This is a genomic window from Photobacterium lipolyticum, assembly GCF_003026475.1.
Classification (GTDB): domain Bacteria; phylum Pseudomonadota; class Gammaproteobacteria; order Enterobacterales; family Vibrionaceae; genus Photobacterium; species Photobacterium lipolyticum.
The window spans coordinates 390,483-412,011 of sequence record NZ_PYMC01000002.1 but is presented as its reverse complement, the minus strand read 5'-3'; the positions used below and the strand labels follow the sequence as shown (position 1 = coordinate 412,011).

The 21,529-nt window shown below is 45.0% G+C and carries 19 protein-coding genes and 2 pseudogenes; 12 read left to right on the top strand and 9 right to left on the bottom strand.

Annotated elements, in window-relative coordinates; all coding sequences use genetic code 11:
• The first annotated feature begins 162 nt into the window (after window positions 1–162).
• The 7 genes and pseudogenes from C9I89_RS04655 (at window position 163) to C9I89_RS04630 (ending at window position 4,612) form a co-directional block, all read left to right on the top strand.
• A complete protein-coding gene (locus tag C9I89_RS04655) occupies window positions 163–405 on the top strand; it encodes a hypothetical protein (RefSeq protein WP_107282177.1) in 243 nt (80 codons plus the stop codon).
• Between the two features lie 18 nt (window positions 406–423).
• A complete protein-coding gene (locus C9I89_RS04650) occupies window positions 424–744 on the top strand; it encodes a cysteine peptidase family C39 domain-containing protein (RefSeq protein ID WP_146155044.1) in 321 nt (106 codons plus the stop codon).
• 134 nt (window positions 745–878) lie between these two features.
• Window positions 879–1,004 carry a hypothetical protein gene (locus C9I89_RS22910; RefSeq protein ID WP_281258236.1) on the top strand — a complete coding sequence of 42 codons (126 nt, stop codon included), beginning with the start codon at window positions 879–881 and terminating at the stop codon, window positions 1,002–1,004.
• Window positions 1,005–1,050: 46 nt separating this feature from the next.
• A pseudogene (locus tag C9I89_RS04645) lies at window positions 1,051–1,125 on the top strand (IS6 family transposase); the annotation flags it as partial.
• A 164-nt stretch (window positions 1,126–1,289) separates the two neighbouring features.
• Entirely contained in the window at window positions 1,290–2,474 is a 1,185-nt protein-coding gene (locus tag C9I89_RS04640) for a DUF3103 domain-containing protein (RefSeq protein ID WP_107282175.1), read from the top strand.
• A 338-nt stretch (window positions 2,475–2,812) separates the two neighbouring features.
• Window positions 2,813–3,733 (top strand): lipase family alpha/beta hydrolase, encoded by a 921-nt coding sequence (locus C9I89_RS04635; RefSeq protein WP_425440404.1) that lies wholly within the window; start codon window positions 2,813–2,815, stop codon window positions 3,731–3,733.
• 3 nt (window positions 3,734–3,736) lie between these two features.
• Window positions 3,737–4,612 (top strand): lipase secretion chaperone, encoded by an 876-nt coding sequence (locus C9I89_RS04630; protein WP_107282174.1) that lies wholly within the window; start codon window positions 3,737–3,739, stop codon window positions 4,610–4,612.
• 129 nt (window positions 4,613–4,741) lie between these two features.
• Here C9I89_RS04630 and C9I89_RS04625 read toward each other — a convergent pair.
• The 3 genes and pseudogenes from C9I89_RS04625 to C9I89_RS04615 all read right to left on the bottom strand — a co-directional run.
• A pseudogene (locus C9I89_RS04625) lies at window positions 4,742–4,846 on the bottom strand (IS6 family transposase); the annotation flags it as partial.
• Between the two features lie 74 nt (window positions 4,847–4,920).
• On the bottom strand, window positions 4,921–6,552 hold the full coding sequence (locus C9I89_RS04620) for an endonuclease (RefSeq protein ID WP_107282173.1): 1,632 nt from the start codon (window positions 6,550–6,552) through the stop codon (window positions 4,921–4,923).
• A 360-nt stretch (window positions 6,553–6,912) separates the two neighbouring features.
• Entirely contained in the window at window positions 6,913–7,782 is an 870-nt protein-coding gene (locus C9I89_RS04615) for a LysR family transcriptional regulator (protein ID WP_107282172.1), read from the bottom strand.
• Between the two features lie 200 nt (window positions 7,783–7,982).
• On the opposite strand from C9I89_RS04615, the gene C9I89_RS04610 reads away from it, so the two are divergent.
• The 3 genes from C9I89_RS04610 to C9I89_RS04600 are packed head-to-tail and all read left to right on the top strand — an operon-like array spanning window position 7,983 to window position 11,280.
• Window positions 7,983–8,207 carry a DUF1656 domain-containing protein gene (locus C9I89_RS04610; protein ID WP_107282171.1) on the top strand — a complete coding sequence of 75 codons (225 nt, stop codon included), beginning with the start codon at window positions 7,983–7,985 and terminating at the stop codon, window positions 8,205–8,207.
• 21 nt (window positions 8,208–8,228) lie between these two features.
• The gene (locus C9I89_RS04605) at window positions 8,229–9,110 is read left to right on the top strand and encodes an HlyD family secretion protein (protein ID WP_107282319.1); all 882 of its coding nucleotides are present in this window, start codon (window positions 8,229–8,231) and stop codon (window positions 9,108–9,110) included.
• 13 nt (window positions 9,111–9,123) lie between these two features.
• Window positions 9,124–11,280, top strand: coding sequence for an FUSC family protein (locus tag C9I89_RS04600; RefSeq protein ID WP_107282170.1), 2,157 nt, complete (start codon window positions 9,124–9,126; stop codon window positions 11,278–11,280).
• 536 nt (window positions 11,281–11,816) lie between these two features.
• Here the strand turns inward: C9I89_RS04600 and yidA are convergent.
• The 3 genes from yidA to C9I89_RS04585 form a co-directional block, all read right to left on the bottom strand.
• Entirely contained in the window at window positions 11,817–12,626 is an 810-nt protein-coding gene (gene yidA / locus C9I89_RS04595) for a sugar-phosphatase (protein WP_107282169.1), read from the bottom strand.
• Between the two features lie 236 nt (window positions 12,627–12,862).
• Window positions 12,863–15,010 (bottom strand): glycoside hydrolase family 3 protein, encoded by a 2,148-nt coding sequence (locus C9I89_RS04590; RefSeq protein ID WP_170107614.1) that lies wholly within the window; start codon window positions 15,008–15,010, stop codon window positions 12,863–12,865.
• Between the two features lie 389 nt (window positions 15,011–15,399).
• The gene (locus C9I89_RS04585) at window positions 15,400–16,296 is read right to left on the bottom strand and encodes a LysR family transcriptional regulator (RefSeq protein WP_107282167.1); all 897 of its coding nucleotides are present in this window, start codon (window positions 16,294–16,296) and stop codon (window positions 15,400–15,402) included.
• 165 nt (window positions 16,297–16,461) lie between these two features.
• On the opposite strand from C9I89_RS04585, the gene C9I89_RS04580 reads away from it, so the two are divergent.
• Window positions 16,462–17,718: an adenylosuccinate synthetase gene (locus tag C9I89_RS04580; RefSeq protein WP_107282166.1), complete on the top strand. Its 1,257-nt coding sequence runs from the start codon at window positions 16,462–16,464 to the stop codon at window positions 17,716–17,718.
• A gap of 587 nt (window positions 17,719–18,305) precedes the next feature.
• Window positions 18,306–19,235 carry a carbamate kinase gene (locus tag C9I89_RS04575; protein ID WP_107282165.1) on the top strand — a complete coding sequence of 310 codons (930 nt, stop codon included), beginning with the start codon at window positions 18,306–18,308 and terminating at the stop codon, window positions 19,233–19,235.
• A 128-nt stretch (window positions 19,236–19,363) separates the two neighbouring features.
• Here the strand turns inward: C9I89_RS04575 and C9I89_RS04570 are convergent, their stop codons facing one another.
• The 3 genes from C9I89_RS04570 to C9I89_RS04560 form a co-directional block, all read right to left on the bottom strand.
• Window positions 19,364–20,215 carry a hypothetical protein gene (locus C9I89_RS04570; protein WP_107282164.1) on the bottom strand — a complete coding sequence of 284 codons (852 nt, stop codon included), beginning with the start codon at window positions 20,213–20,215 and terminating at the stop codon, window positions 19,364–19,366.
• A gap of 132 nt (window positions 20,216–20,347) precedes the next feature.
• Window positions 20,348–20,788, bottom strand: a complete 441-nt coding sequence (gene trxC, locus C9I89_RS04565; protein WP_107282163.1) for a thioredoxin TrxC — start codon at window positions 20,786–20,788, stop codon at window positions 20,348–20,350.
• Between the two features lie 198 nt (window positions 20,789–20,986).
• On the bottom strand, window positions 20,987–21,184 hold the full coding sequence (locus tag C9I89_RS04560; RefSeq protein WP_107282162.1) for a PA3496 family putative envelope integrity protein: 198 nt from the start codon (window positions 21,182–21,184) through the stop codon (window positions 20,987–20,989).
• Window positions 21,185–21,529: the final 345 nt, after the last annotated feature.

The following is a 21,529-nucleotide window of genomic DNA, read 5'->3' as shown; positions in this document are numbered from 1 at the left end:
TCATCTATCAATATTCTGCTTGTGAATATAATCACTTTGATTGTTAAAGCGACAAGCTGAGAGTTTAGTAAACCGTAGTTGAAAATTGAACCATGTCGATACCTGCAGTGTGGTAGTGAAATGGTTTTTTAGCTGTCGCCGAAAAATGAATATTAGAAGGAAATGACGAATTTGTATGAGCCATCATCAGATCCCCTGGGAGGGGATTCGGCACTGGCCTGCAGTCGACTGCTGTTGCAGCTGGCTGGAGTGGAGTTCCAGGAAAAACAGGTCGAGACTGCACTTAATCTGCCGTTGAAAAAACGTGTAAATCAATACGGCAAGGTGCATAGGGTGAACCTGAGCTTAAGCTGGCTGAATTACGCAAAAATTTCGTCGGAAGTTCTCCCTCTGGCATACCGTTAAAAGAATGGCGGTTTTGTGGTGCTGGCGTGGATCACCGAAGAGCAGGCATTGATCCAGGTTCCTGACGCACCGTTGCCGCAGGTGTTGTCGTTGGAAGAGTGGCAAGCACAGTGGAGCGGTGAGGTGGTGGCACTACAGGGAGCGGCGTTGTGTTTCGACGTCTCCTGGTTTATTCCCGAGTTTGTCTGCCACCGCAAGCTGATTGGTGAGGTGCTGCTGTTCTCCCTGATGTTGCAGTTGCTGGCGCTGGCAACGACATCATCGTCGCAACTGGCGGAATCCAGGTGGGTAACGGCAATCTCACGCAGATCCGTACTGGATCCGGTGACGACGTGGTGATCATCGGTAACAGTGAGCGGGTAGTGGATATCCGCTTTGAAGGCAACGACGGGCGCAAGGTTCTGAAAGTGGAAAATTGGTCGGCCAACCAGTTATAGATCGAGTCAGACGGCAATAATGGTTACCGCCTGAAAATGAACGGTGCACTGGTCGCGACCCTGGATGAAGCGCCTGATGCGATCGGTTATGCCGACGGCGATAAAATCTGGCTGATCAGCGATATACCCGCCTATCTGGCGGCTCTGTTGCAAACAAAATAAGCCAGAGCTCAGAATCATTTCATGCCCCATAGAATCAAGCGACTTAATGATCAACCACGAATTAAAATGGAAACACTTTGTGCCTGAAATCACTCTTTGGTGTCTTCGTTGGTATGGTTCATTACATTAAAACCCACGAGGGGCTTTGTTAAGTTGGTTCACGAATGTACAGTAAAATATACATTTACCGTGAGGAAGGTCTGGAAAAACATATAACTAAGGTGAATACAAATTATTGCAATGCTCTAATTTAGAGTAAATAAACAATAAGAAGGAAATTAAGGTATGAATAAAGCGCTACCTTTAGCATTTGCGTTGGGGACCATTATAACTCCAAGTGCACAAGCATTCATCGACGCTGATTTATCTTCATCTATAGCACTACCGACCTACTCCACACTGTCAGATCAAGTTTCTTCTGCAGAAACTAAACGTGAGCTGGCTTATAGCCTAAGCCGGCAATACCGTCAGTTAGCACCTGTTTTGCATAATGAAATTGATCAGTACAAACTGAATGCGCCCCTAAAATCATTTAAGCGTAGTAAAAGAGCGGCTTCTTTTACTCGTAACATGATGGCAACTGACCAGAGACTGCGAGCGCAAAAAGGTATTGATGGTTACACCGATGAGATCATGGAATTACGCCTGGCAGATCAGGCAATGCTTGCACGATGGCAGGCAGGGCAGGCTCCCTTATTTGCCTGGGAACCTGATGGAAATGATAAGAACTGGGATTATATCGAAGCCTACGACGTAAATGGCAACATTCATCTGCTAGACGTGTATGAAGCGCCAGAGCGTCCGGTATTGGTTGTCGATACCAATAGTCGCAAAGAGCTTGAAGCTGGCATTCAGGCGATGAATGATGAAATTAAGCGGTTACAGGGCGAGCAATCAGATGCAGCACCACGTGCAATGGCTTTATCTATGGCATCCGAACCCCTTTCTATTTCCACTACTGTATTGGAAAAAATTCGGCTAGCTGATGATCAAGAACCGTGGATTTCAGGTAAAGCCGAGGTGTACGCGATTGTCACAGGGGTTAATCCTACCCGTGATGAACCTGTGATTGATGTTATCGATATGCCCTACCTTGATTACAGTGAAACAGAATATTTCCCGAATCAGGTACTGATCTACTGGCAGCGATACCGTTGGGCGGCAGCCGACATGTTGCTGATGGAAAAAGATGACAGTACCAATTATAAAGATTTGGCGAAAACGTTGTTGGAAGTTGCTACCGAAGCACTAAAGGCAATCCCAGATCCTGAAGTACAAGCTTATGCCGTTATACCTCAGCTAACAGGGAAAATCCTCGAAGCAATTCCAGCCAGCTGGATGACAAACGATGATGATTTTGTTGATGTGTATTACACAATACGCCAGGGTAAACGTTATACCGACCATCCAGGCGCGGGGAATAACGCCAAAGCGACTTTTGCACCACTGACAATTGACCCGACTGAGTAGTTTCACGTTATATAAAAAGGCTGTTCACCGACAGCTTTTTTATTGCTACATCTGCACCTAATTACAGTGATATAAATCCAGTATCCTAATCGTCAAGCTTAAATAGAGCTGAGCAACACGGTTTGAATTTCTGTATTGATTAAGTGAAAACTAACTTGGTATAGGTTCGAGTTCACAAAAAAGGGCTTTATTTGCAACAGCACATCTGCACATTTGGTTGCGTATTGGTCTTTTTGAACGTTATCACAGATAGATAAATCGAAAAGGAATTAAGCTGGCTTTTCCTCATCCGAGGACAGACAAGGAGACGTTACGTGAAAAAATATCTAATTATACTCATAACACTGGTCTTACTGCCTTTTTCTGCCCTGGCCTTTTCTAGCTATGTACAAGCTGAGACGAAAGGGTACACCGAAACCCAATATCCTATAGTTTTAGTTCATGGCTTATTTGGCTTTGATACCCTTGCCGGTGTCGACTATTTCTACGGGATCCCTTATGCACTAAGTAAAAGCGGCGCTAAAGTTTATGTCGCTCAAGTTTCTGCAACCAACAGTACAGAGCTGCGAGGAGAGCAGTTGCTGGAGCAAGTAGAAAATGTACTTGCAGTAACCGGGGCTGAAAAAGTTAACCTTATCGGCCATAGCCATGGGGCTCCGACAGCCCGTTATGTAGCGTCGGTCTCACCAGAACTCGTTGCTTCTGTTACTAGTATTGGTGGGGTAAATAAAGGCTCAACTGTCGCTGATATAGTACGTGGTGCTGTACCTGAAGACTCTGTCGTAGAAGGCTTATCCGAGAAACTAGCGGCCGGCCTAACCACACTAATCGGCTTGCTATCAGGTGGATCAGATTTACCGCAAGATGGTTTAGCTTCCTTGGCGGCTCTGACTACAGAGGGCTCATTAGCGTTCAATGCATCATACCCGGAAGGCGTACCTACATCGGCATGCGCTGATGGTGAATTCTTGGCCAGTAACAATGTCTATTATTACTCTTGGTCAGGAAGCTCAACTTATACCAATCTGTTGGATCCTATTGATCCGGTGCTGGCGATTTTGGGATTGGCCTTTAGCGAGCCTAATGACGGCCTTGTCGGGCACTGTAGTTCACACCTTGGAAAAGTGATTCGTGATGATTATAAAATGAATCACCTTGATGAAATTAATGGCCTTCTTGGTATACATCATCTTTTTGAAACCGATCCGGTTACACTGTATCGCCAACATGCTAATCGACTTCAATTGCAAGGACTGTAACTCATGAAAAAGACTACGTTAGCCACAGTGGGTGTAATAGGGCTGCTTGTTGGCGTAGTCTTATTATGCGATTTAAGTAGTACCGATAAACCGGAAGTACAAGTACGTTCTCAAGGCGATACAACAGTTGATAACGAAAGCCCCAAGGATTTATTTGAGTACATGCTGTCTGGTCTCGGAGAGTCTGATCTGCCAGGTATTGAGGCAAATTTCAAAACATATTCAGAACTGAATAGAAATATAATGTTTGAGCAAGGGATAAATGAAGCTTTATTTAAAAAGTACCTGGCTTACAAACAAGCCTTGCTTGAGTTAGCGCCACAATACACCGATGTCGATTTGAACTCTTTAAGCCAGCTACATCAGTTATTACTTGCAGTTCAACAGCAAATTTTCACATCGGAAGAAATCAAAAGAATTTTTAGCGATGAGAACATGCTACGCGAGTTAGCAATAATAAAATTAACAATAACTCAGCAGGCAGAAAGTCCCGAACAAATATACGAACAGTGGCAAGCTGAACTCGATAACCTGTCTCCAAATATAAAAGAAGCATTTAGCAATGCGGCTCTATTAGGCAGCATACAACAAACGACCACTTTGGATAGTCAGGAACGTTTTTTAGTCAGGCAGGAGTTGGTAGGACAAGAAGCTGCTGCACGGCTGGAAGCCTTAGATCAACAACGCGTAATTTTTAATATGAAGGTAAAGGATTACTTGGCTGAACGTCTGTCAATCATAGAAAATACTTCGTTAGACAATGAGATGAAAGTTAGCAGTATAAACGAGCTACGGCGACAGTGGTTTGATGACAAACTGCAGAAAAGGGTGCAGGCCCTGGAGAAAATTAGCGATAGCAAAGTTGTCACTCGTGAGTGAGTTTACACTTGAACTGAAGACTTAAAACAAAGTTTTATTACAACCATTTAATGTCCCATTATATTATTGGCATCAAGTCCAAAAACCTGACCTTCGCTATGCATCTGCCATAACTCAACAACGGCGATACTAGATAGACTTGAATTCGAGCGCGGTACAGATCTTCCATTTCACCGCCCGGTGGCTCTGCTCCACAATATTGTTGAGGTACTTCACTTGGAGCACCTCAATTAGTGATTTTAAATCGTTAATCTCCTTTTCTTGCAACAGCAAGACCCCCGAGATTGAAGTCCCGGGGGTAAATCGGATTAGTTACCCCAGATAGTGTTAACAAATTCAGGGTGATCAATAAATGGGTTTCTGTTGCCTTGGAAATCGAAAACAGCCTGATTACGGTCGATTTCTTTTGAGCTTACCGGATCATTCTGGTGCCAGCGCTTCAGCATGTTGAGCATCCATGATTCAAATACTGTGGTGTTAGTACCATCAAGAACCGCATTTGAGTTGGTTGAGTTGCCTTCCCAGGTCGCTATCTCATTTTCATAACGTGTTGCCATGTAGAAGTAAGCACGCGCGAAGTCACCTTTAAACTCGTCCAATGGCTCAAAAACCGTGCCCGAGTAACCCAGACCAGACTCGGCTGAACCTAGTCTGGATCCATTGCTAGAGGTATAGGAGGCTGTGGCAACTTCACCAAATGGCCAGTTGCTGCGTTTAGCGTTGACATAGCCGTCGGTTGCAAAAATATGATGGCCGTCAGAATTCATTGGCTCAACTTTGCCACCAAACCAGCTTTTCGGGAACGAGTGTTCACGGTTGTAGCAATCTCCTTCTTTGCTGTATTGACCACACTGATTGGTCACTTTTGTGAAGTTTGCTAAATCACTGGCTGATGGTTTCTCAGAATACATATCCAAGATAGATCCATCTTTCTCATAGTAGTTATCTAGGTCGGCAACTTTTGCCAGATCCCAAATTGCAGCGTATCCCTGACTATTGTGGTTATTGATGATGTTGAATAGAGCCGTTTTTAGCGCGAAGCCAGTTTTACCTTCAGCTGACTTATAGTAGTCATCAAGCACTGTCGGTTCGGTTGGCTGAGTTGCGCCGGAGTCGCCGATGGTAAAACTGAACGACTGCCCGTCTTTGAACTCACCGCCGGAGGTTAATGTTATGTCATTGGCTTCCAGTTTGAATGAGCCGTTGCCGACGGTACAACAGATACCGTCACCATATGAATCACTAATTTCGAATGTATAATCCCCATCGGCGAGACACATGTCTTTGGTATTTGTGGTTGAGTTGTCGTAACCAGAGCTTGAAAACAGGGTAGAACCACCACTATTTTTCAGCGTCCAGCTTGTCTCTGATGCATACTGGTCTGTTATTAAAGTAAGTGTTGCTGTTGTATCACTGCAGTCGTCCGTCGGGGGAGGGGGAGTGTTGGTTTCTGTTGGTTGGAAGTTGTCGGCATAGACGATTTCAGAACCGTCAAAACCAGACACATCATAGAAGCGCAAACCTACCTGAATGTTTTTACTCGTAGTCGCAGTGTAAGGGTGGCTGATCTCTTGCCACTGATTGGTTTGCGAGTTATTAGAATAACCTCGATAACCATCAACATATAGCCGTGCTTTTACTTTGCCTTCTGTGTGGTAGAGAGACACCGCGAAATTATAGGTTTTACCTTGCTCAACACTAACTGTTTGTAAAAAGTCTGTACTGCTTTGTGACCCAGTGTTAACCGAAATTTTTGCTGCGAGACCACCGGTTTTAACCTGAGTAACCGATGGGGAAACGGCAATCCCTGAGTCAATTACGTTCCAGCCATCAGGCGTATTGCCATTCCATATTTCAAAGTCGCCGTTTGCGACTTGCGCAAACGCACCATTTGAGGATAGCAGGGCTACCGTACTTAGAGTAATTATTCTATTTAACATATAACCTTCTGTTTATTGATTTAAAAGCCAATAAAGGATAAAGATTAATCAATGGCCAAAAATTATCATTGGTCACATTACTTGTTACAGAATGATTACATTTACGATAAATATCGAATCCCTGTCACACAATTAAACAGCACTTCAAACTAACAAATCAAGAATAGTTGTTAGTGGTGGAGTTATGTAGGTGCATTTATATATATGAGAAGCAACCATACTGTCGTCAACTTACGTTCGCGGTATACGCTGATTAAGTCGTTTCAGTCTGGTTGCTTAGAATGGCAAGCTCTTGATAAAAAAGTTATTTCAGTTTGTGGTCTGGTGATATTTTTTTGATTTTCAGTTTGGTCTTCATTTTTATTCAAAATACTTAAGTAGCGCATTTAATCGGGCGGTATTGCGTAGATGTGGAGGGTAGATCATGTACATGTCGATCTTCTGCAGCGGGTACTGCGGCAATATTTGGACTAACTGACCTTTTTTTAAGGCGTCGGCAACTTGAAAAATGGGTTGCAGGGTAATACCTGCGTCCTCTAGGGCAGCATTGAGCATGGCTTGTCCGCTGTTAATCATTAGCCGTGATGAAATCTCTGGGGAGTAAAACGTATCACCATCAAGAAATTGCCATTGCTGGGTGTTTTTGCTCGAACTGCTTTGCAGACACTGGTGATCGACCAATTCTTTGGGGTGTTGCGGTATACCGAAGCGTTCAAGATAACGAGGTGAGGCGCAGACAACCATGGAGTAGCTTCTTATCTTTTTCGCGATGAGGGAGTCACTTACCCGGTTATGATCAAGAAAAATAATGTCATAGCCATCTTTAAGCAAATCGATGGACTGATTGCTCAGGCACACATCGATGTTCATTTTGGGGTAGTCATTGTGGAATCTTGCCATTATCGGGGCCAGTCTGCTGATACCAAAATTGACACCTGATGCGACGGTTAATTTACCGCAGGGCTCATTCAGGGTACGGTGAATGTCCTCCTCAGCGGCGTGCAGTTCCGCCAGAATGTTCTTGCACCGGCGATAATATTGTTCGCCAGCCGGGGTAAGGCTTTGGTGCCGGGTAGATTTATTCAGTAATTTGGTCCCCAACAAAGTTTCAAGTCCCCTGACATGCTTACCGACCATCTGGGCGCTGAGATTTTTCTCTTCAGCGACAGAGACAAACGAGCCGCATTCAACGGCACGTACAAAAACCTCAATACTGGTTAGTCGATCCATCCTGTCCTCTGTTTACTCTGGTCGTTGTGTAAGACCTATAACGTACTTTATTCGAAACTGTCAGTTTTGATAGTGTATCGTTTCTACCTATTTATTACCTGTAAATCCGTGAGTATCATCACACTTTATATTCACTATGCTGGCTGGGTAATAATTAATCACCGGTGGTGAATATGAGCTGTTGAACTGATTTGGTGAATATGAACACTTTTTTGTCTGCTGCCCCGCGAGAGATTGCCCTGAGCGATCTCTATGTTCCACCGCTGCTGGTCGCCGCATTGATCGGCTTGGTTTTCACATCAGTCACTGTCCGCCTGATGAACAAATTACGCTGGCACCGTTTTTTTGTTATTCCGCCTCTGGTCGAGTTATCGCTGACCGTGATTTATACCGTGCTAATTAGCATCTTTTTCATTCCTTCATAATTGTCTGTTGTGAGTATGCCTGTGTTAAAACGCTTTTTCCTGACGGCGGTTCTTGTTTTGGCCGCCCTGTCCGCTATTGGCTGGAAGTACCAGCATTACCTCGAAAACCCCTGGACCCGTGACGGACAGGTCCGGGCGCAGGTTATCCAAGTCACGCCTCGGGTGACAGGTCCGATTGTTTCGCTGCAAGTAAACGACAACTCGGCGGTTTCAGCAGGTGAGACGTTGTTCGAAATAGATCCGCGGACCTATCAGGTTGCCCTTAACCAGGCTAAAGCCAGTTTGGTACAGGCCCAGGTTGAGTTGACCAAAGTACAGGATGAAGCCCAACGCCAGCAGGAGCTGCATAAACGCGGTTCTGGAGCGGTATCGATATCGACCTTGATCAATGTTAACAAGGCGGTGGAAGCCGCAGAAGCGGGAGTGATGGTTGCCCGTGCCACCGTCGAGCAGCTTGCTCTTAATCTGGCGTTTACCGAAGTGAAGGCACCGACGGATGGGTTTGTGACAAACCTAACACTGCGTAACGGCAGTCAGGTTGTAGCCAATCAGCCATCTTTGGCGTTGGTCGACCGAGATAGCTTTTGGATCGAAGGCTTTTTTAAAGAGACCGATATCCATGATGTCAGCCCGGGCGAGCTGGCGGTGGTGACTTTGATGGCATATCCGGACCAACCGCTAAAGGGCCGGGTGGAGAGCATTGGGTATGGCATTGCGCATAAAGACGGTAGCACCGGCGTCGATCTGTTGCCAAATGTCAGTCCGACCTTTCAATGGATCCGCCTGGCACAACGGATCCCGGTACGGATCAAGCTTGATGCGATACCAGAGAATGTGCAGCTTAGGGTCGGCACTTCAGCTTCGGTGATGATCATCAAGCATCCTCGTACCGAGCAACCGTAAACAAGGAGGAACAATGATTAGCAACCGCAGTAAACTACCGCTGAAAGTTGCTCTGGCATTAACCTTAGCGATGGTGAGTGCCTTGTGGCTGGGTTGGGATAAGTCATACTGGGCCGGAATCGCGGTTATTGTGATGTCGGTGACGGAAACAACCGGCCACTCGCTGCGCAAAGGGCGCCATCGATTGGTTGGGACGCTGATCGGGGTTATATCTGCTTTTCTGTTTGTCGGTTTCTTTGCCCAGCAGCAACTGCCGTTTCTGCTTAGCTTTACCTTCTTCGCCGCATTGTGTGTCTATCTGCAGGCTAACCCCCGTACGGGGTATATCTGGTCGATGGCTCTGACTGTGTGCACCTTGATCGTGGTCATGGGAAAACTGTCGGGGGAGCTGACATTTACGGTAGCAGTGCTGCGTTTGCAGGAGACGGTTCTGGGGATCGTCTGTTTTACCTTGGTCTTCAGTCTGGTTTGGCCGACATCCAGCCGACAGGGATTACATGCAACATTGTTGAATTTCTTCACTGATCAGCAGAATAAGATAGATAAAACGGCTGAAGCTTTAGCTGGAAAAGATATGCTTTTACAGGGGCTTGGATTTGGTGACGGGTTGAAGTTTTTGACCCGGCTTGAGGATCTGCTTCCGGCAGCGATGGTCGACAGTTATCACATCGCGAGCGAGGCCAAGGCCTGGAACGGTTTCTTGGCACAGACCCGTGAGTGGGCACTTCTTTGCGGGCACCTGTCCGAGGCCTGTGAGTTGCTGGATCCGTTGGTGGTCACCCCTAGCCAGCAGGATATTCAGGCCCTGCTGGCTAGAATTAAACAACGCTTTATGAGTGCAGAAGCGGCGCTCCGGGGAGCTGGACAGAATGATAATCCGGATCCAGTGCTCGTCACTTTGCAAAAGGATATGGTGGAGGATCCCCAACAGCATGGCGCAGTGTTGCAACTGGAGCAGGTACTGAATGATTTAGAGCTGTTGAGCCGCGATATGTTGCTCACCTTGTCTGCGGCTTTGGCGCTTAACTCTTTGGATGTCGCCGTTCTGCCGAAGGCGTCCTCGTGGCGTGGTTCGCTGGACTTTGAACGTCTGTGTCAGGCTTTCAAAGCATGGGTTATGATCTGGGTTTTTATTGGCTTGTGGTTATTGATCCCGATGACGGGTGGTTCGATGATTGTCATGCTGGGCGTTATCTTGGCGAGTGTGGTGGTATCAATGCCCTTTTGTGATATTAAAGCGATCTCATTTACCATCATCGGGTGGTCCTGCGTTATCTTGCTACAGTTTGTCTTCGTGATGCCCCACTTTACCGAGGTGTGGCAGCTGGGCGCTTTTTATTTTCTGAATTGTTTTGCGATTTGGTATTGGTTTTCTCAGCCTCAGCAGGTGTTGTCCCGGATGCTTGGGTCACAGCTCTTGATCGTTATGACAATGGGAGCGCTCAAATTACAGCCTGTATATGATATTCAAGGCACTCTGCTGCTCTTGTTTTTGATCGGCGTGGCCATGTTGGTGATTTATTTCTTCAACCACGGATTATTTTCCAGCTTGCCGGAGCGAGTATTTCTCCGCCATATAAAGCTGTTACACCATCTGTTCACCTGGCAACTACGCCGGCTGAGCCTGCGTGCAAAAAAAGGGAACCTATTAACCCGCGTTTGTGGTCAACTCTTGTTTGGTCAGAGCCCGCTCCGCTCAGTGATGCTGGCAGATCAAGCGATAACGCGGATTGATTGGTCAAGGTATCCAGCGCTTGATAAAGATCAGGTTGATGGGATCATACCCAAACTCTATACCATTACTTTACGACTGATTTCTCTTCAGGATGGTTATGCGAAGTGGTTATCGCTGAGCGCTGCCCCTCAAGTGAACCGGCTACTTGCTGACACGATTATGGGCTTGTCAGAGATACTGGAACGTAGCGGTGATATTGACCATCTTCAACCGCTGGAGAAAAAACTTGATCAGCTGCAGTCTCATTTGCAGCAATGTGCGCAGAATATTAATGCAGACTCTGTGCTGTTGGTATCCTTGACCGCAGAGCAGGCGTTACATCTTTATCGGGTTTTAGCCGCGCTTAAATTGATCATTGCAGATTTCAAGCAATTAACCTCGCAAGCATCATCAGCTAATCTCGGTGAGCTTAAGTACAATTATTTTACGCTTTAATGGTAAAAACGGAAATAAGCTTGTTGCATATCTAGGGGGGGTAAATCTCTATCTCTCCGCCAGTTTAATTGCGTGAATCTACATTGAGACTAATTATGCCTGATGGAAGTGGGGTGGGGCTTACAGTGTTATCTCTTCATTTCACCAGCCAGCTTGAAAGATTATCCAAAGCGAACCAACCTTAACGAATAATATCTTGTTTTGCCAAAATCCGAAGGCAACGATCATGTCAGCGTCTAATGATTATCCCCCACCTGAAAACCCTTCAGGGCAAGCAGTACGATCTTCTGCCAATATTGAAGGGAGTATATCCACCGGAAACAATCAAATTGACGCCGGAAAAACAATGAAAAAAAGGGACGGTTGCAAATAATCAGATAAGGCAGATCTAGCCAGTCATTGACTTAAAATTACGAGTAAATCACTTCAACATTGAATAGGCGTGTTGAAACAACCAGCTTATGGTTGTTTCAACAAGACTGTAGAAACAACCAACGTATGGTTGTTTTTACAAAGACGATGCATACCGACTGTTTTTAAGCGTTGAGAATGAACTTCTCGATAACCTTGGCAACACCGTCGTTGTCATTGCTATCAGTGATGTAGTTTGCCAGTGCTTTGGTTTCATCGGTAGCGTTACCCATTGCAACGCTCAAACCCGCATATTCAAGCATGTGGTGATCATTACCGGCATCGCCCATGCAAATAACGTTACTGGCATCAATGTTCAAGTGTTCTGCCAGTGCGCTTACCCCCATACCTTTATTGCTGTTCTTGTTCATGAACTCAAGGAAGAATGGTGCGCTTTGTACTATGGTGTATTGCTCGTACAGTGATGCTGGCAGGCGGGAAATAGCTGCTGACAAACGCTCTGGTTCATCAATCATCATGACCTTTAAGATCTCTTCATCGCTCTCCAGTTCGGCAAAGTCAACCTCAGTAATTTCCAAGCCATTTATTTTTGCTTCATGGTTGGTGTAGTGGTTGTTTTCTGGTGTGATCAACCCCTGCCGGCGAGAAAAAGCATGGACGTGAACACCAAAATCATAGCTGAGGCTGGCAATGTTTTTAGCATCAGTCCCTTTTAACAACTGGCTGCGAATAACCGTCTGACTTTCAACTCTTTGAACCAGCGAGCCGTTGTAGCACAGCACATAGTCATCATTGCTGGTAAGGTTCAGTTCGTGCAGAGACTTTGTCATCCCTTCAAGCGGGCGGCCAGAAGCCAAGACAACTGTTACCCCCATAGCTCGCGCTTTTGCAATGGCCTGCTTGGTTCTTGTTGAAATCAAGCCTTGTGAATTTAGCAAGGTGCCATCCATGTCTAATGCAACCAGTTTGTACATTATAATCATCCAAAGTAAGAAATTTTGATGGCGGCAGTTTAATCAATTTATGTGACGAACTCGACAAAAATTGGTGGTAAAACGATGAAGGCTTCGCTTGCGTTGATTTTCATCAAATCGAAGAACGTTGGTTATATATACCCAAGTAACTTCAAGGTGCTCGTTTCGTTTGTATACGTAATTAAAAAGGAGTCCGAAGACTCCTTTTTAATTAGTGGTGTGAGCGAGTGTGACCCTTACTCGTAAGAAAGACCGTGGCCAAAAGGAAACTGCGTAATCTTTTCTTTTTCTGGTTCATCAAAAGAAGGTACATCCTCTAAGCCAAATTCTTCAACTAAATCAGTTGTGAATGGCAAGCCGAATGGTAATTTCCCTTCAGGCTTTGCAACACCGGTGATCACATCCAAGAACGCCTCATCTGAAGTACCGTAGTTAGCTAAGATGATATCCAGCTGAGGCTCAATATTGCCCAGCGCGGCAGGGCGGATCATAAACACATCAAGAATAACGCGCTTACCCGTTGCAATAGCCGCTTTTATTAAATCGTAGCTTGCGCCGCCGGTATAGACACATTGACCTAGCGGGGCTAATTCCGGGTAACAAAGCTGTGCTGCTCCGGCATCATCTGCATCGGGAGCTATCTCATAGTCACGAAGGGCAAACGCGTCAGGTGAAGCAGGGTTATTAGACTTAAAGGCGAGCTCACCCGGTGGCATCATCACAGCAAATGGGAACCATGCCATTGCCAGAGTCGCTGGCGTTTCGGTACGGATAATAATCGTATCTGCAGCAGACATATCATCTGTTAAATCCAAACCATAGTCTGAGGCTACAGTTGCATCCAAACCACTCGCATACACTTTGCCTAAGCCAGCAACCGAAAGCGGTAATTGGTTACCTTCGTTTTTCAATAGGGTTACTGAACGGCGCTGAGAATCGTCAGCAGCTGTTTGGAACTCAGCTTTACCAACAATTTCGATCGCTTTTTCCGGATCAACAAAGGCTGACTCAAATAAGCCTTGTTTAAACTTATTCACCAGTATGCGCTTCACTGACAAGTTAATTCGCTGTTGGGTTAATCGGCCTGATGTAATATTCGCAAGTAACTCAGCTGGCTCATCAATGCCACCAAACTGATCAATCCCCGCATCGACAAGAAGAGCCGCTCTCTCAACTTTGTCTATATCTTCCACACCCCATGGCATACCAAGGTAAGCAAATGGATTCTTTGCTGCATCTTCTTCTGTCTTTATGCCCGTTCGGCATGGTCCTTCACAATCATTCGCTACCAGCCAATCGGAGACTATAACCCCTTCAAATTTCTCTTCACCACGTAAGACATCGGTCAAGAGGTACTTACTGTAGCCAAAACCAACATTTTCCTCACCGACCACCTGGTCGATTGGCATACCATAATAAGGCATAACACCCGCAACGCCAGCTTCAAAAGCCCCTTTAAATGGGATACGGTGGTACGCGAGGTTGTTACCAGGATAGACCTGTTTTCTTCCAACAAAAGTATGGGCATCAAGACCATTTTCCTGAGGGCCACCACCTGCGAAATGTTTTACCACGCCCCAAACACCGCCTTTAACCAAATCTGTATCAGAATTTTGCAATCCCTGGACATAAGCTTTGGTCATGCTTCTTGATAAATTCGCGTCTTCACCAAAGGTACTATTGTTTCGCCCCCATCTCGGTTCAGTTGCTATATCCGCCGTTGGGTGTAACGCCTGGTTAATACCTACGGCCAGGTATTCCTGCCTGATGATGTCTGCAAACTTTTTAGTCAGAACCGGATCACCAATTGCCGCCAGGCCAAGTGTTTCAGTCCATTTCGAAAACTCGCCTGCTCCAACTGATGCGCCCATTGCTTCATTAAAGTGGTTACGCGGATCTGAAGATATTGAGACGGGTATAGCAAGGCGAGTTTGTTCTGCTATTGCTTGAGCCCTATTATTATCGATTGCAATATCTTCTACTGGGCCCGCTTGTCGGGTTATCAATGTATTGATCAAGCGGCCTTTAAGCAATGTAGTACTGTTAACGCCTCCACCATTAAAGACCAGCCTTGTTGCGTCCTGAGTTGTAACAAATGTACCGTGCATCATGGCGCCTGCTTTTTCTGCATTCGTCATTCTGGCAACAAGGTCATCCGCACGCTCAGAGGCACTTAAACGCCAATCCTCAAAGGGGTTAACTTTACCGTCACGGTTATGATCTTTAAATTGGTAACCTTCGTGGTCAAGAATATCTAGAACACGGGTTTCAAGCTCAGGTTGCTTATAGCTAACTTTACTATCTTTGTTATCATCATCGCTACAACCAGATAGAGCCAGAGAGCTAGTTATCGCTACTGCTAATAGTGAAACAGGAAATTTCATATCCATTCTCCAATACCTTTGGAAACATCAATTGACTTTAAAAAGTCATACAACGCTTATTAAAAAGTTCGAATTGCTTTAACAAAGCAGCTCGATTTCACCTTTAATAATCTCAGAGTGGGTGCCAAATACATTCATAGGTATTTCCCCGATTTTTTCCTTAGTTTTATGTTCGGGGTTCAAGGTACAGAATGCTGAAATTACCGTTTATCGTTTCGGTGCATATTTTTAGTGTTGAGGTGCAACGGTAATACTTGTGACAGTGATCAACTAATATAAAACTCAATAGCTTCTGATGTGAAAGGGAAGGTGGAGGGAGGTTAGTTCGCTGGTCAATATTATCAGCGAACTGGATCAGGTTTTTATGTTTGATATTAAACTGTAATTTATTATCCCTTTCTTTTAGAACTCGTTATTTCATCATTTACCCAGAGCAGCAATTGCTTAATGGCGCGGGAAAGGATTTGGTTTTGCCGCACAATATAACCCAGGCTGGTAGTAGGGAATTGGGGTAACGGCGTGATGCTGGTTTGTAAATTCAGCTTAGGGTGGAGGGAGAACTCAGGCACAATCGCCACTCCAAATCCGGCTTCAGCCCAATCTATCTGGGCATCGACGCTACCGACTTCCATGACACGATATTTCGGCAGGTTAAGCTGAGGAAGGGCTGAATCAATCAGATCACGGGTGCGGGTATCGTGGCCCAGCAAAATTAGCGTTGGTTCATCCTGTAATCGTTCTTGAGGTTGTATCTTTCCTTGTTGCCATTCGGCAAGGCCGTTACCTAACGCACACCATTTTACTTGCTGAAGCTCAGTAAAATGGAGCGGCTGGCTTTCCTTCTGCGCCATCACAAAACCGAGATCGGCTTTAGCACTTTTCACCAGTTCAGCGGCCTGTGCCGACGTGGTATTGAGCAAAGAAAGATCAATACCCGGGAATTCAGTTTTAAATGACTGGAACGGCGAAATCAGCAACAGGCGCGAAATAATATCACTGGCTGCAATGGTTAATGTACCCTGGCAAAGATCGTTTATTGCATTCAGATCAGCCTGACAGGTTTGCAGTTCCATCAGGGTATGTTCGGCACTTTGCAGCAGGCGGTAGCCCGCCTGAGTTAACCTGAACGGACTGCGTTCTATCAATTTAACCCGTGTGGATTGTTCTAATTGCTTGATATGTAAACTCACATTGGGCTGTGTCATGTGTAGTTCTGTGGCTGTTTTACCAAAGTGCTTCAGCTTGGCTAAGGTTGCGAAGGTATTGAGCCAATGGATATCTAACATCGGTGATCCTGTATTTGGGGGCGAGTAGATTCTCGAAACTCTTCCCTCAGTTCTGATTAACATTAATCCCATATGAAATCCTTATCAAGCTAATAACAATAATTAATTTTTCTTATTGCTTGTGAGGGCCTAGGATAGTGGCTTCGCTTTTGAGGAGATTAAAACATGTCGTCTATCGTTGTTGTTGGTGCTAACTGGGGTGATGAAGGTAAAGGCCGTATTGTTGATTATTTAGCAGGAGAAGCTTCTGCGAGTATTCGTTTCCAGGGGGGTAACAATGCAGGCCACACCGTTGTTAACGACTTCGGTACCTTCAAACTACACCAACTACCGAGCGGCGTATTTAATCCCGACTGTATTGCGGTGCTAGGCCCGGGAATGGTGATCAGTCCTGCTCCGTTGTCTGAAGAACTGGCTGAAATTAAAGCTGCAGGCGTTAACGTCAAAATGTGTATTTCAGACCGCGCGACTCTTTGTCTTCCACTCCACGCTATCGAAGATACTTTAGAAGAAGAGCGTTTAGGCGACGGTGCATACGGTTCAACACGCCAGGGCATAGCACCCGCTTATGGCGACCGAGTGATGAAAAAAGGCATTCTGGTCGGATGGCTGAAACAGCCAGAAGTACTGCTTGAACGTATCCAGTTTATGCTGGACTGGAAATTACCGCAGTTAAAAGCGCTGTATCCAACGTTTGAATTCTCTCAAACAGCAGAAGAGATGACCGAGTGGTTACTGGAAGTGTCTGCGCCATGGCGTGATGCGATTTGTAATGTGACAGAGCCATTAAAGGCGTTGCAAACAAAAGGCGAGAACCTGCTTTTTGAAGCGCAGTTAGGTGCCGGCCGTGATTTAGTGTTTGGCGAATACCCGTGGACAACCTCTTCTAATGTTACAGCAGCGTATGCGGGTATCGGCAGTGGTTTGCCAGCACTTCGCCCCGAGCGTGTTATTGCGGTTGCAAAGTCTTTTAGCTCATCGGTGGGTACAGGTACGCTGATCACTGCAATGGCTGAACAAGACAACTTCCGTGAAGCTGCTAATGAATATGGTGCAGTGACTGGCCGTCCTCGTGATATGGGGTATTTCGATGCGGTAGCAACCCGAAACGGCGTTGAGCTTCAGGCCGCAACGGAAGTTGCACTGACGAAGATCGACTGTTTAAGCGGTATGCAAGATCTGAAAATCTGTGTTGCTTATGATGGCGAACATAGCGAGAACCCTATCTGGCCACAAACGTCGACTCTGGCACCTATCTATGAGCAGCTTACAGGCTGGGATGAAGACATTACAGGTTGCCGCACTTTTGATAGCTTGCCCGTGGCGGCACAAAATTACGTGTTGCGTATTGAAGAACTGATGGGCGTGCCGGTAAAAATGATTTCTGTTGGCCCAGAGCGCGATCAGATGATCAATCGTTAATCGGTTTTGTTAAATGTTGAAGTAGCAAAGGCAGCGATTATTCGCTGCCTTCTTTATTTTCATTTATAAGTGATTTTTTCTTGGTTGAAAGCGTTGCCAGGCGAAGAAGAGGCCCCCCGTGAAAGGCCTCAGGGAATTTATGCATTTATAACGACATAAATGATGCTTAAATGAGCCTTTTCCGGAATTTGGCTGAATGTATTGTGATCAAGTCTGCAGAATTGGATTAAAATTAATGGTTATAGGATTTAAATCACTGAGATTATATTCACTATTGACGAATCATTCGAAAAAAAAACGACATTACAGCCAGATTACTAGCATAATCTCGGATAATTAATCGTATAATGACTATTAATTCTACTTGTCCCCTATCCCTAGTGAAATGATATTTTGATGTTTATCACATTCCCCCTATTTTTTTTCACTTACCATAGCGCCACTTTAATTATTCTTTAAAGCAAGATGTACTAAAGATAAATAATTACATCTGTCATCTTCTATTAAAAGACTTCCGTTAATTTAATAGGGATAACCTATAAAAATAAAATAATAACTCCATTAATAAATATAGGAGATACGATCATATGCGTATAGTATTAGCATTAGGTGGTAATGCACTTTTAGCTCGAGGTCAGGCTTTAACTGCTGAAAACCAACGCGAAAACATTAAAAAATCAGCAGCAAGCATTGCGGCAATCGCGAAAGAGCATGAGATTGTAGTTGTACATGGAAATGGACCGCAAGTTGGTTTATTAATGGAACAAAATGCAGCCTATCAAGAATATTCGCCAGAGACGACACCTTATCCAATGGATGTTTTAGGGTCTCAAACTTGCGGTATGGTGGGTTACATGCTGCAGCAGGAATTGCGCAATATCGATCAGTCTCTTGCTATTGCAACATTAGTTACCCAAACCGAAGTCAGCAGAGAAGATCCCGCTTTTGCTAATCCAACGAAGTTTGTTGGCCCAGTGTATACAGCGGAACGTGCCAAAGAGATCATGGCCGAATCATCAATGAAGTTTAAAGCTGATGGTGATTACTATCGCCGTGTTGTGCCATCTCCAATGCCGAAGAATATTGTAGAGCTACCACAAATCGAAACATTGCTGAAAGCCGGTAACTTGGTTATTGCATGTGGTGGCGGCGGTGTGCCGGTTTGCTTTGAAGGCACCCAAAGTACTGGTGTTGAATGTGTCATTGATAAAGATCTGACGGCTGAGCTACTAGCAGAGAAAATTGATGCTGATTTATTTATTATCCTGACCGACGGCTCTATCTATCGTAATTACGGCAAAGAAGATCAGGCTGAAATGAAACAAGCGACACCATCAGGTTTAGCTGAATTTAATTTCCCTGCAGGTTCAATGGGACCGAAAATTGATGCTGTTTGTAAGTTTGTCGAAACAGGTCGAGGTAATTCGGCAATTGGCTCATTGTTCGATTTAGATAAGATCATTACAAATGAAGCTGGCACCTTGGTTACTCAAGGTGAAGGCATTGTTTACTATTGATCACTATCAGCTTGTTACCGCATGATGATTAATCATTACTGTTTGCTTTTCATTGAAGGGCAAACAGTGATTGCATTGTTTTAAGTGCAAAGATGTTGTCGTTATTAATAATGCATTTTGTTGCTGGTTTATCCGCACACGAACCAAGCGTTAGCCGCCGCGTTAATATAGGCTTCCCGATGCCACTCAAGCCGCTCTAATGCAGGGGCAGTTCGAATATCTCCTTTCAATTTTGTCGTAGCCAGTACTTTTACTCTGCCATTGCTGACACTCTGGACTGTTCCTCGATAAGTATAGCCAAGGCCAGATCCTTCCGGTTGATTGTACAGGCATACAATCTGCCCAATATTGGTATAAATATACCGACTTTCGTCATTCCATAACTCAGCAGAAGCGGGCTCTTTTGTCACTAGATATAATGCACCCTGGTTGGTATCCACCAAAATCAATTTCCGGTATCGAGTATAAGGTTGATAGCCCAAGACTTGTGCTGCGTCGTACCATTTACCTAATGGGGCATTAGTGTTTTCTATCACCTTTAGCGTCACAAATGGGCCGTCAAGGCATAGATCGGCCCAAAGTTCAGTACTGGAAATACGGGCAGAAAAAAGTGGGTATTCAGCGACGGTATTTGCGTTAGAAACGCACCATGTCCCTGACTCCTGATGAATGAGTTGGCCGTTATTGGCATCACAAACACGCTTGGCCAGTGCCTGGTATTCCACTATATCCTGGTTGGCATGGGAAGGGCTTTTAGCACAGTAACGGTAACTGAAAGAGAAGGCACTTTTAGGATAGAAGTAGCCTTTATCCACGACCGCGCCATTACGGCGGCTATCGTTCAGCGTTATAAAACTTCTTGTTGAGTCCAAAAAGCGGTATTCGGTCGTTTTAGCGTTATCAGGTGTTGAACTGCAGCCTGCAAGAAGAAGTATGGAAAATACCATTGATGAATAGCGAAAAGAGATGTGATTATGCATGCAAGCCCACCCTACCAAATCTCTGCAGAATAAAGGCGCTGCAGAATATTTTTAAGTATATAAGGCCGGTGAAATTTCGTAGTAAAGAAGTGAAAGCCACCAAAGTAGATGGCTTCAATCGTAACAATGAAATTAATTAGTTTTAGTCAGCGCTTCATTTAACCACTGATCAAAATGCGATTTTGGTAGGGCACCGTTCAGGTTATCGATCACTTGACCTTTTTGGAAAACCATAACTGTCGGGATACTACGGATTCGGTATTGAGCCGCTAGCGCTTGCTGTGCTTCAGTATCAATTTTCACAAAACGAACCTGACCTGTGCGTTCGGCAGCAACATCTTCAAAAACAGGTGCAAAACCTACGCATGGGTTACACCACGGAGCCCAGAAATCGACCACAACAGGTGTGTCACCTTGGATGAGCGACAGAAAGTTTTCTGTTGTGCCTTCAACGGGCTTACCATCAAGCAACTTCTCTTTGCATGAACCACAAGTTGCTGTGTCTTCTAAACGTTCTGTAGGAATACGGTTCAGTGCCTTGCAGTGTGGGCAACGGGTTGTCATTGTTGTCATAGGTGCTTTCCGCTCTCTCAATATTATACCAATCGGAACTAATCTACCGATTTATGACTGTGAGTAAAAGAAGGTATTACTTATTGGTTTGATAGGTTTTACCAATGAAGCCGTCTTTTGAGGAGGGGGAGAGTGACATAACTAAAGCGTCATATTGACGCTTTAGTTGTTTACCTGAGAGGTAATAGACATAAAGTGTTAGTGGATCAATCCCAGCTCTTTTGCTTCATCAATGGTTAATCCGCTTTCACGGATATCCCGTAGCATTTCAATACGCCTTCTTGCTTCTGCCTGCTGTTTTTTGTTGCTAGCAATGCTTGAAGCGGCGTCGTCTTTGTAATCCCACTTAGAAGAAACATCAGCAATTTCTGTGTGGTCCATAGAGTTGATAGACACAATTTCCTCCTATAGAAACCCTGCGTCGAAATCCACTTATCTTTACCAAATGAAAAACTAAGAGTTAAGCGGATAAGTGTCAGTTTGTGAGCCAATCCTAAATTATGAAACTATCACTAAATTAAGCTGTGACAGAGGCCTTTTAAGGCGTAACGTGGTTCATTCCAGCCCGGTAAAAAAAGCGTGTTGAGATCAATTTTTCATAGGTCTTGCCATTGATGCACACACCCACACCAATGCCTCGTTTGTTTATTCATTTATCTTTCTTCCAAAGGTCGTGCGCAATGAGATTAAGGGGGACTGATTGCTTTATTTTTAAACGGTTAGTGCTGAGCGTGTGCTGTT

What these genes read in the sequence shown, in the direction of transcription:
- C9I89_RS04655 (WP_107282177.1), top strand. Translation starts at nt 163, where the DNA reads ATGACGAATTTGTATGAGCCATCATCAGATCCCCTGGGAGGGGATTCG.
- C9I89_RS22910 (WP_281258236.1), top strand. Translation starts at nt 879, where the DNA reads ATGAACGGTGCACTGGTCGCGACCCTGGATGAAGCGCCTGATGCGATC.
- C9I89_RS04640 (WP_107282175.1), top strand. Translation starts at nt 1,290, where the DNA reads ATGAATAAAGCGCTACCTTTAGCATTTGCGTTGGGGACCATTATAACT.
- C9I89_RS04630 (WP_107282174.1), top strand. Translation starts at nt 3,737, where the DNA reads ATGAAAAAGACTACGTTAGCCACAGTGGGTGTAATAGGGCTGCTTGTT.
- C9I89_RS04620 (WP_107282173.1), bottom strand. Translation starts at nt 6,552, where the DNA reads ATGTTAAATAGAATAATTACTCTAAGTACGGTAGCCCTGCTATCCTCA.
- C9I89_RS04615 (WP_107282172.1), bottom strand. Translation starts at nt 7,782, where the DNA reads ATGGATCGACTAACCAGTATTGAGGTTTTTGTACGTGCCGTTGAATGC.
- C9I89_RS04610 (WP_107282171.1), top strand. Translation starts at nt 7,983, where the DNA reads ATGAACACTTTTTTGTCTGCTGCCCCGCGAGAGATTGCCCTGAGCGAT.
- C9I89_RS04600 (WP_107282170.1), top strand. Translation starts at nt 9,124, where the DNA reads ATGATTAGCAACCGCAGTAAACTACCGCTGAAAGTTGCTCTGGCATTA.
- yidA (WP_107282169.1), bottom strand. Translation starts at nt 12,626, where the DNA reads ATGTACAAACTGGTTGCATTAGACATGGATGGCACCTTGCTAAATTCA.
- C9I89_RS04590 (WP_170107614.1), bottom strand. Translation starts at nt 15,010, where the DNA reads ATGAAATTTCCTGTTTCACTATTAGCAGTAGCGATAACTAGCTCTCTG.
- C9I89_RS04585 (WP_107282167.1), bottom strand. Translation starts at nt 16,296, where the DNA reads ATGTTAGATATCCATTGGCTCAATACCTTCGCAACCTTAGCCAAGCTG.
- C9I89_RS04580 (WP_107282166.1), top strand. Translation starts at nt 16,462, where the DNA reads ATGTCGTCTATCGTTGTTGTTGGTGCTAACTGGGGTGATGAAGGTAAA.
- C9I89_RS04575 (WP_107282165.1), top strand. Translation starts at nt 18,306, where the DNA reads ATGCGTATAGTATTAGCATTAGGTGGTAATGCACTTTTAGCTCGAGGT.
- C9I89_RS04570 (WP_107282164.1), bottom strand. Translation starts at nt 20,215, where the DNA reads ATGCATAATCACATCTCTTTTCGCTATTCATCAATGGTATTTTCCATA.
- trxC (WP_107282163.1), bottom strand. Translation starts at nt 20,788, where the DNA reads ATGACAACAATGACAACCCGTTGCCCACACTGCAAGGCACTGAACCGT.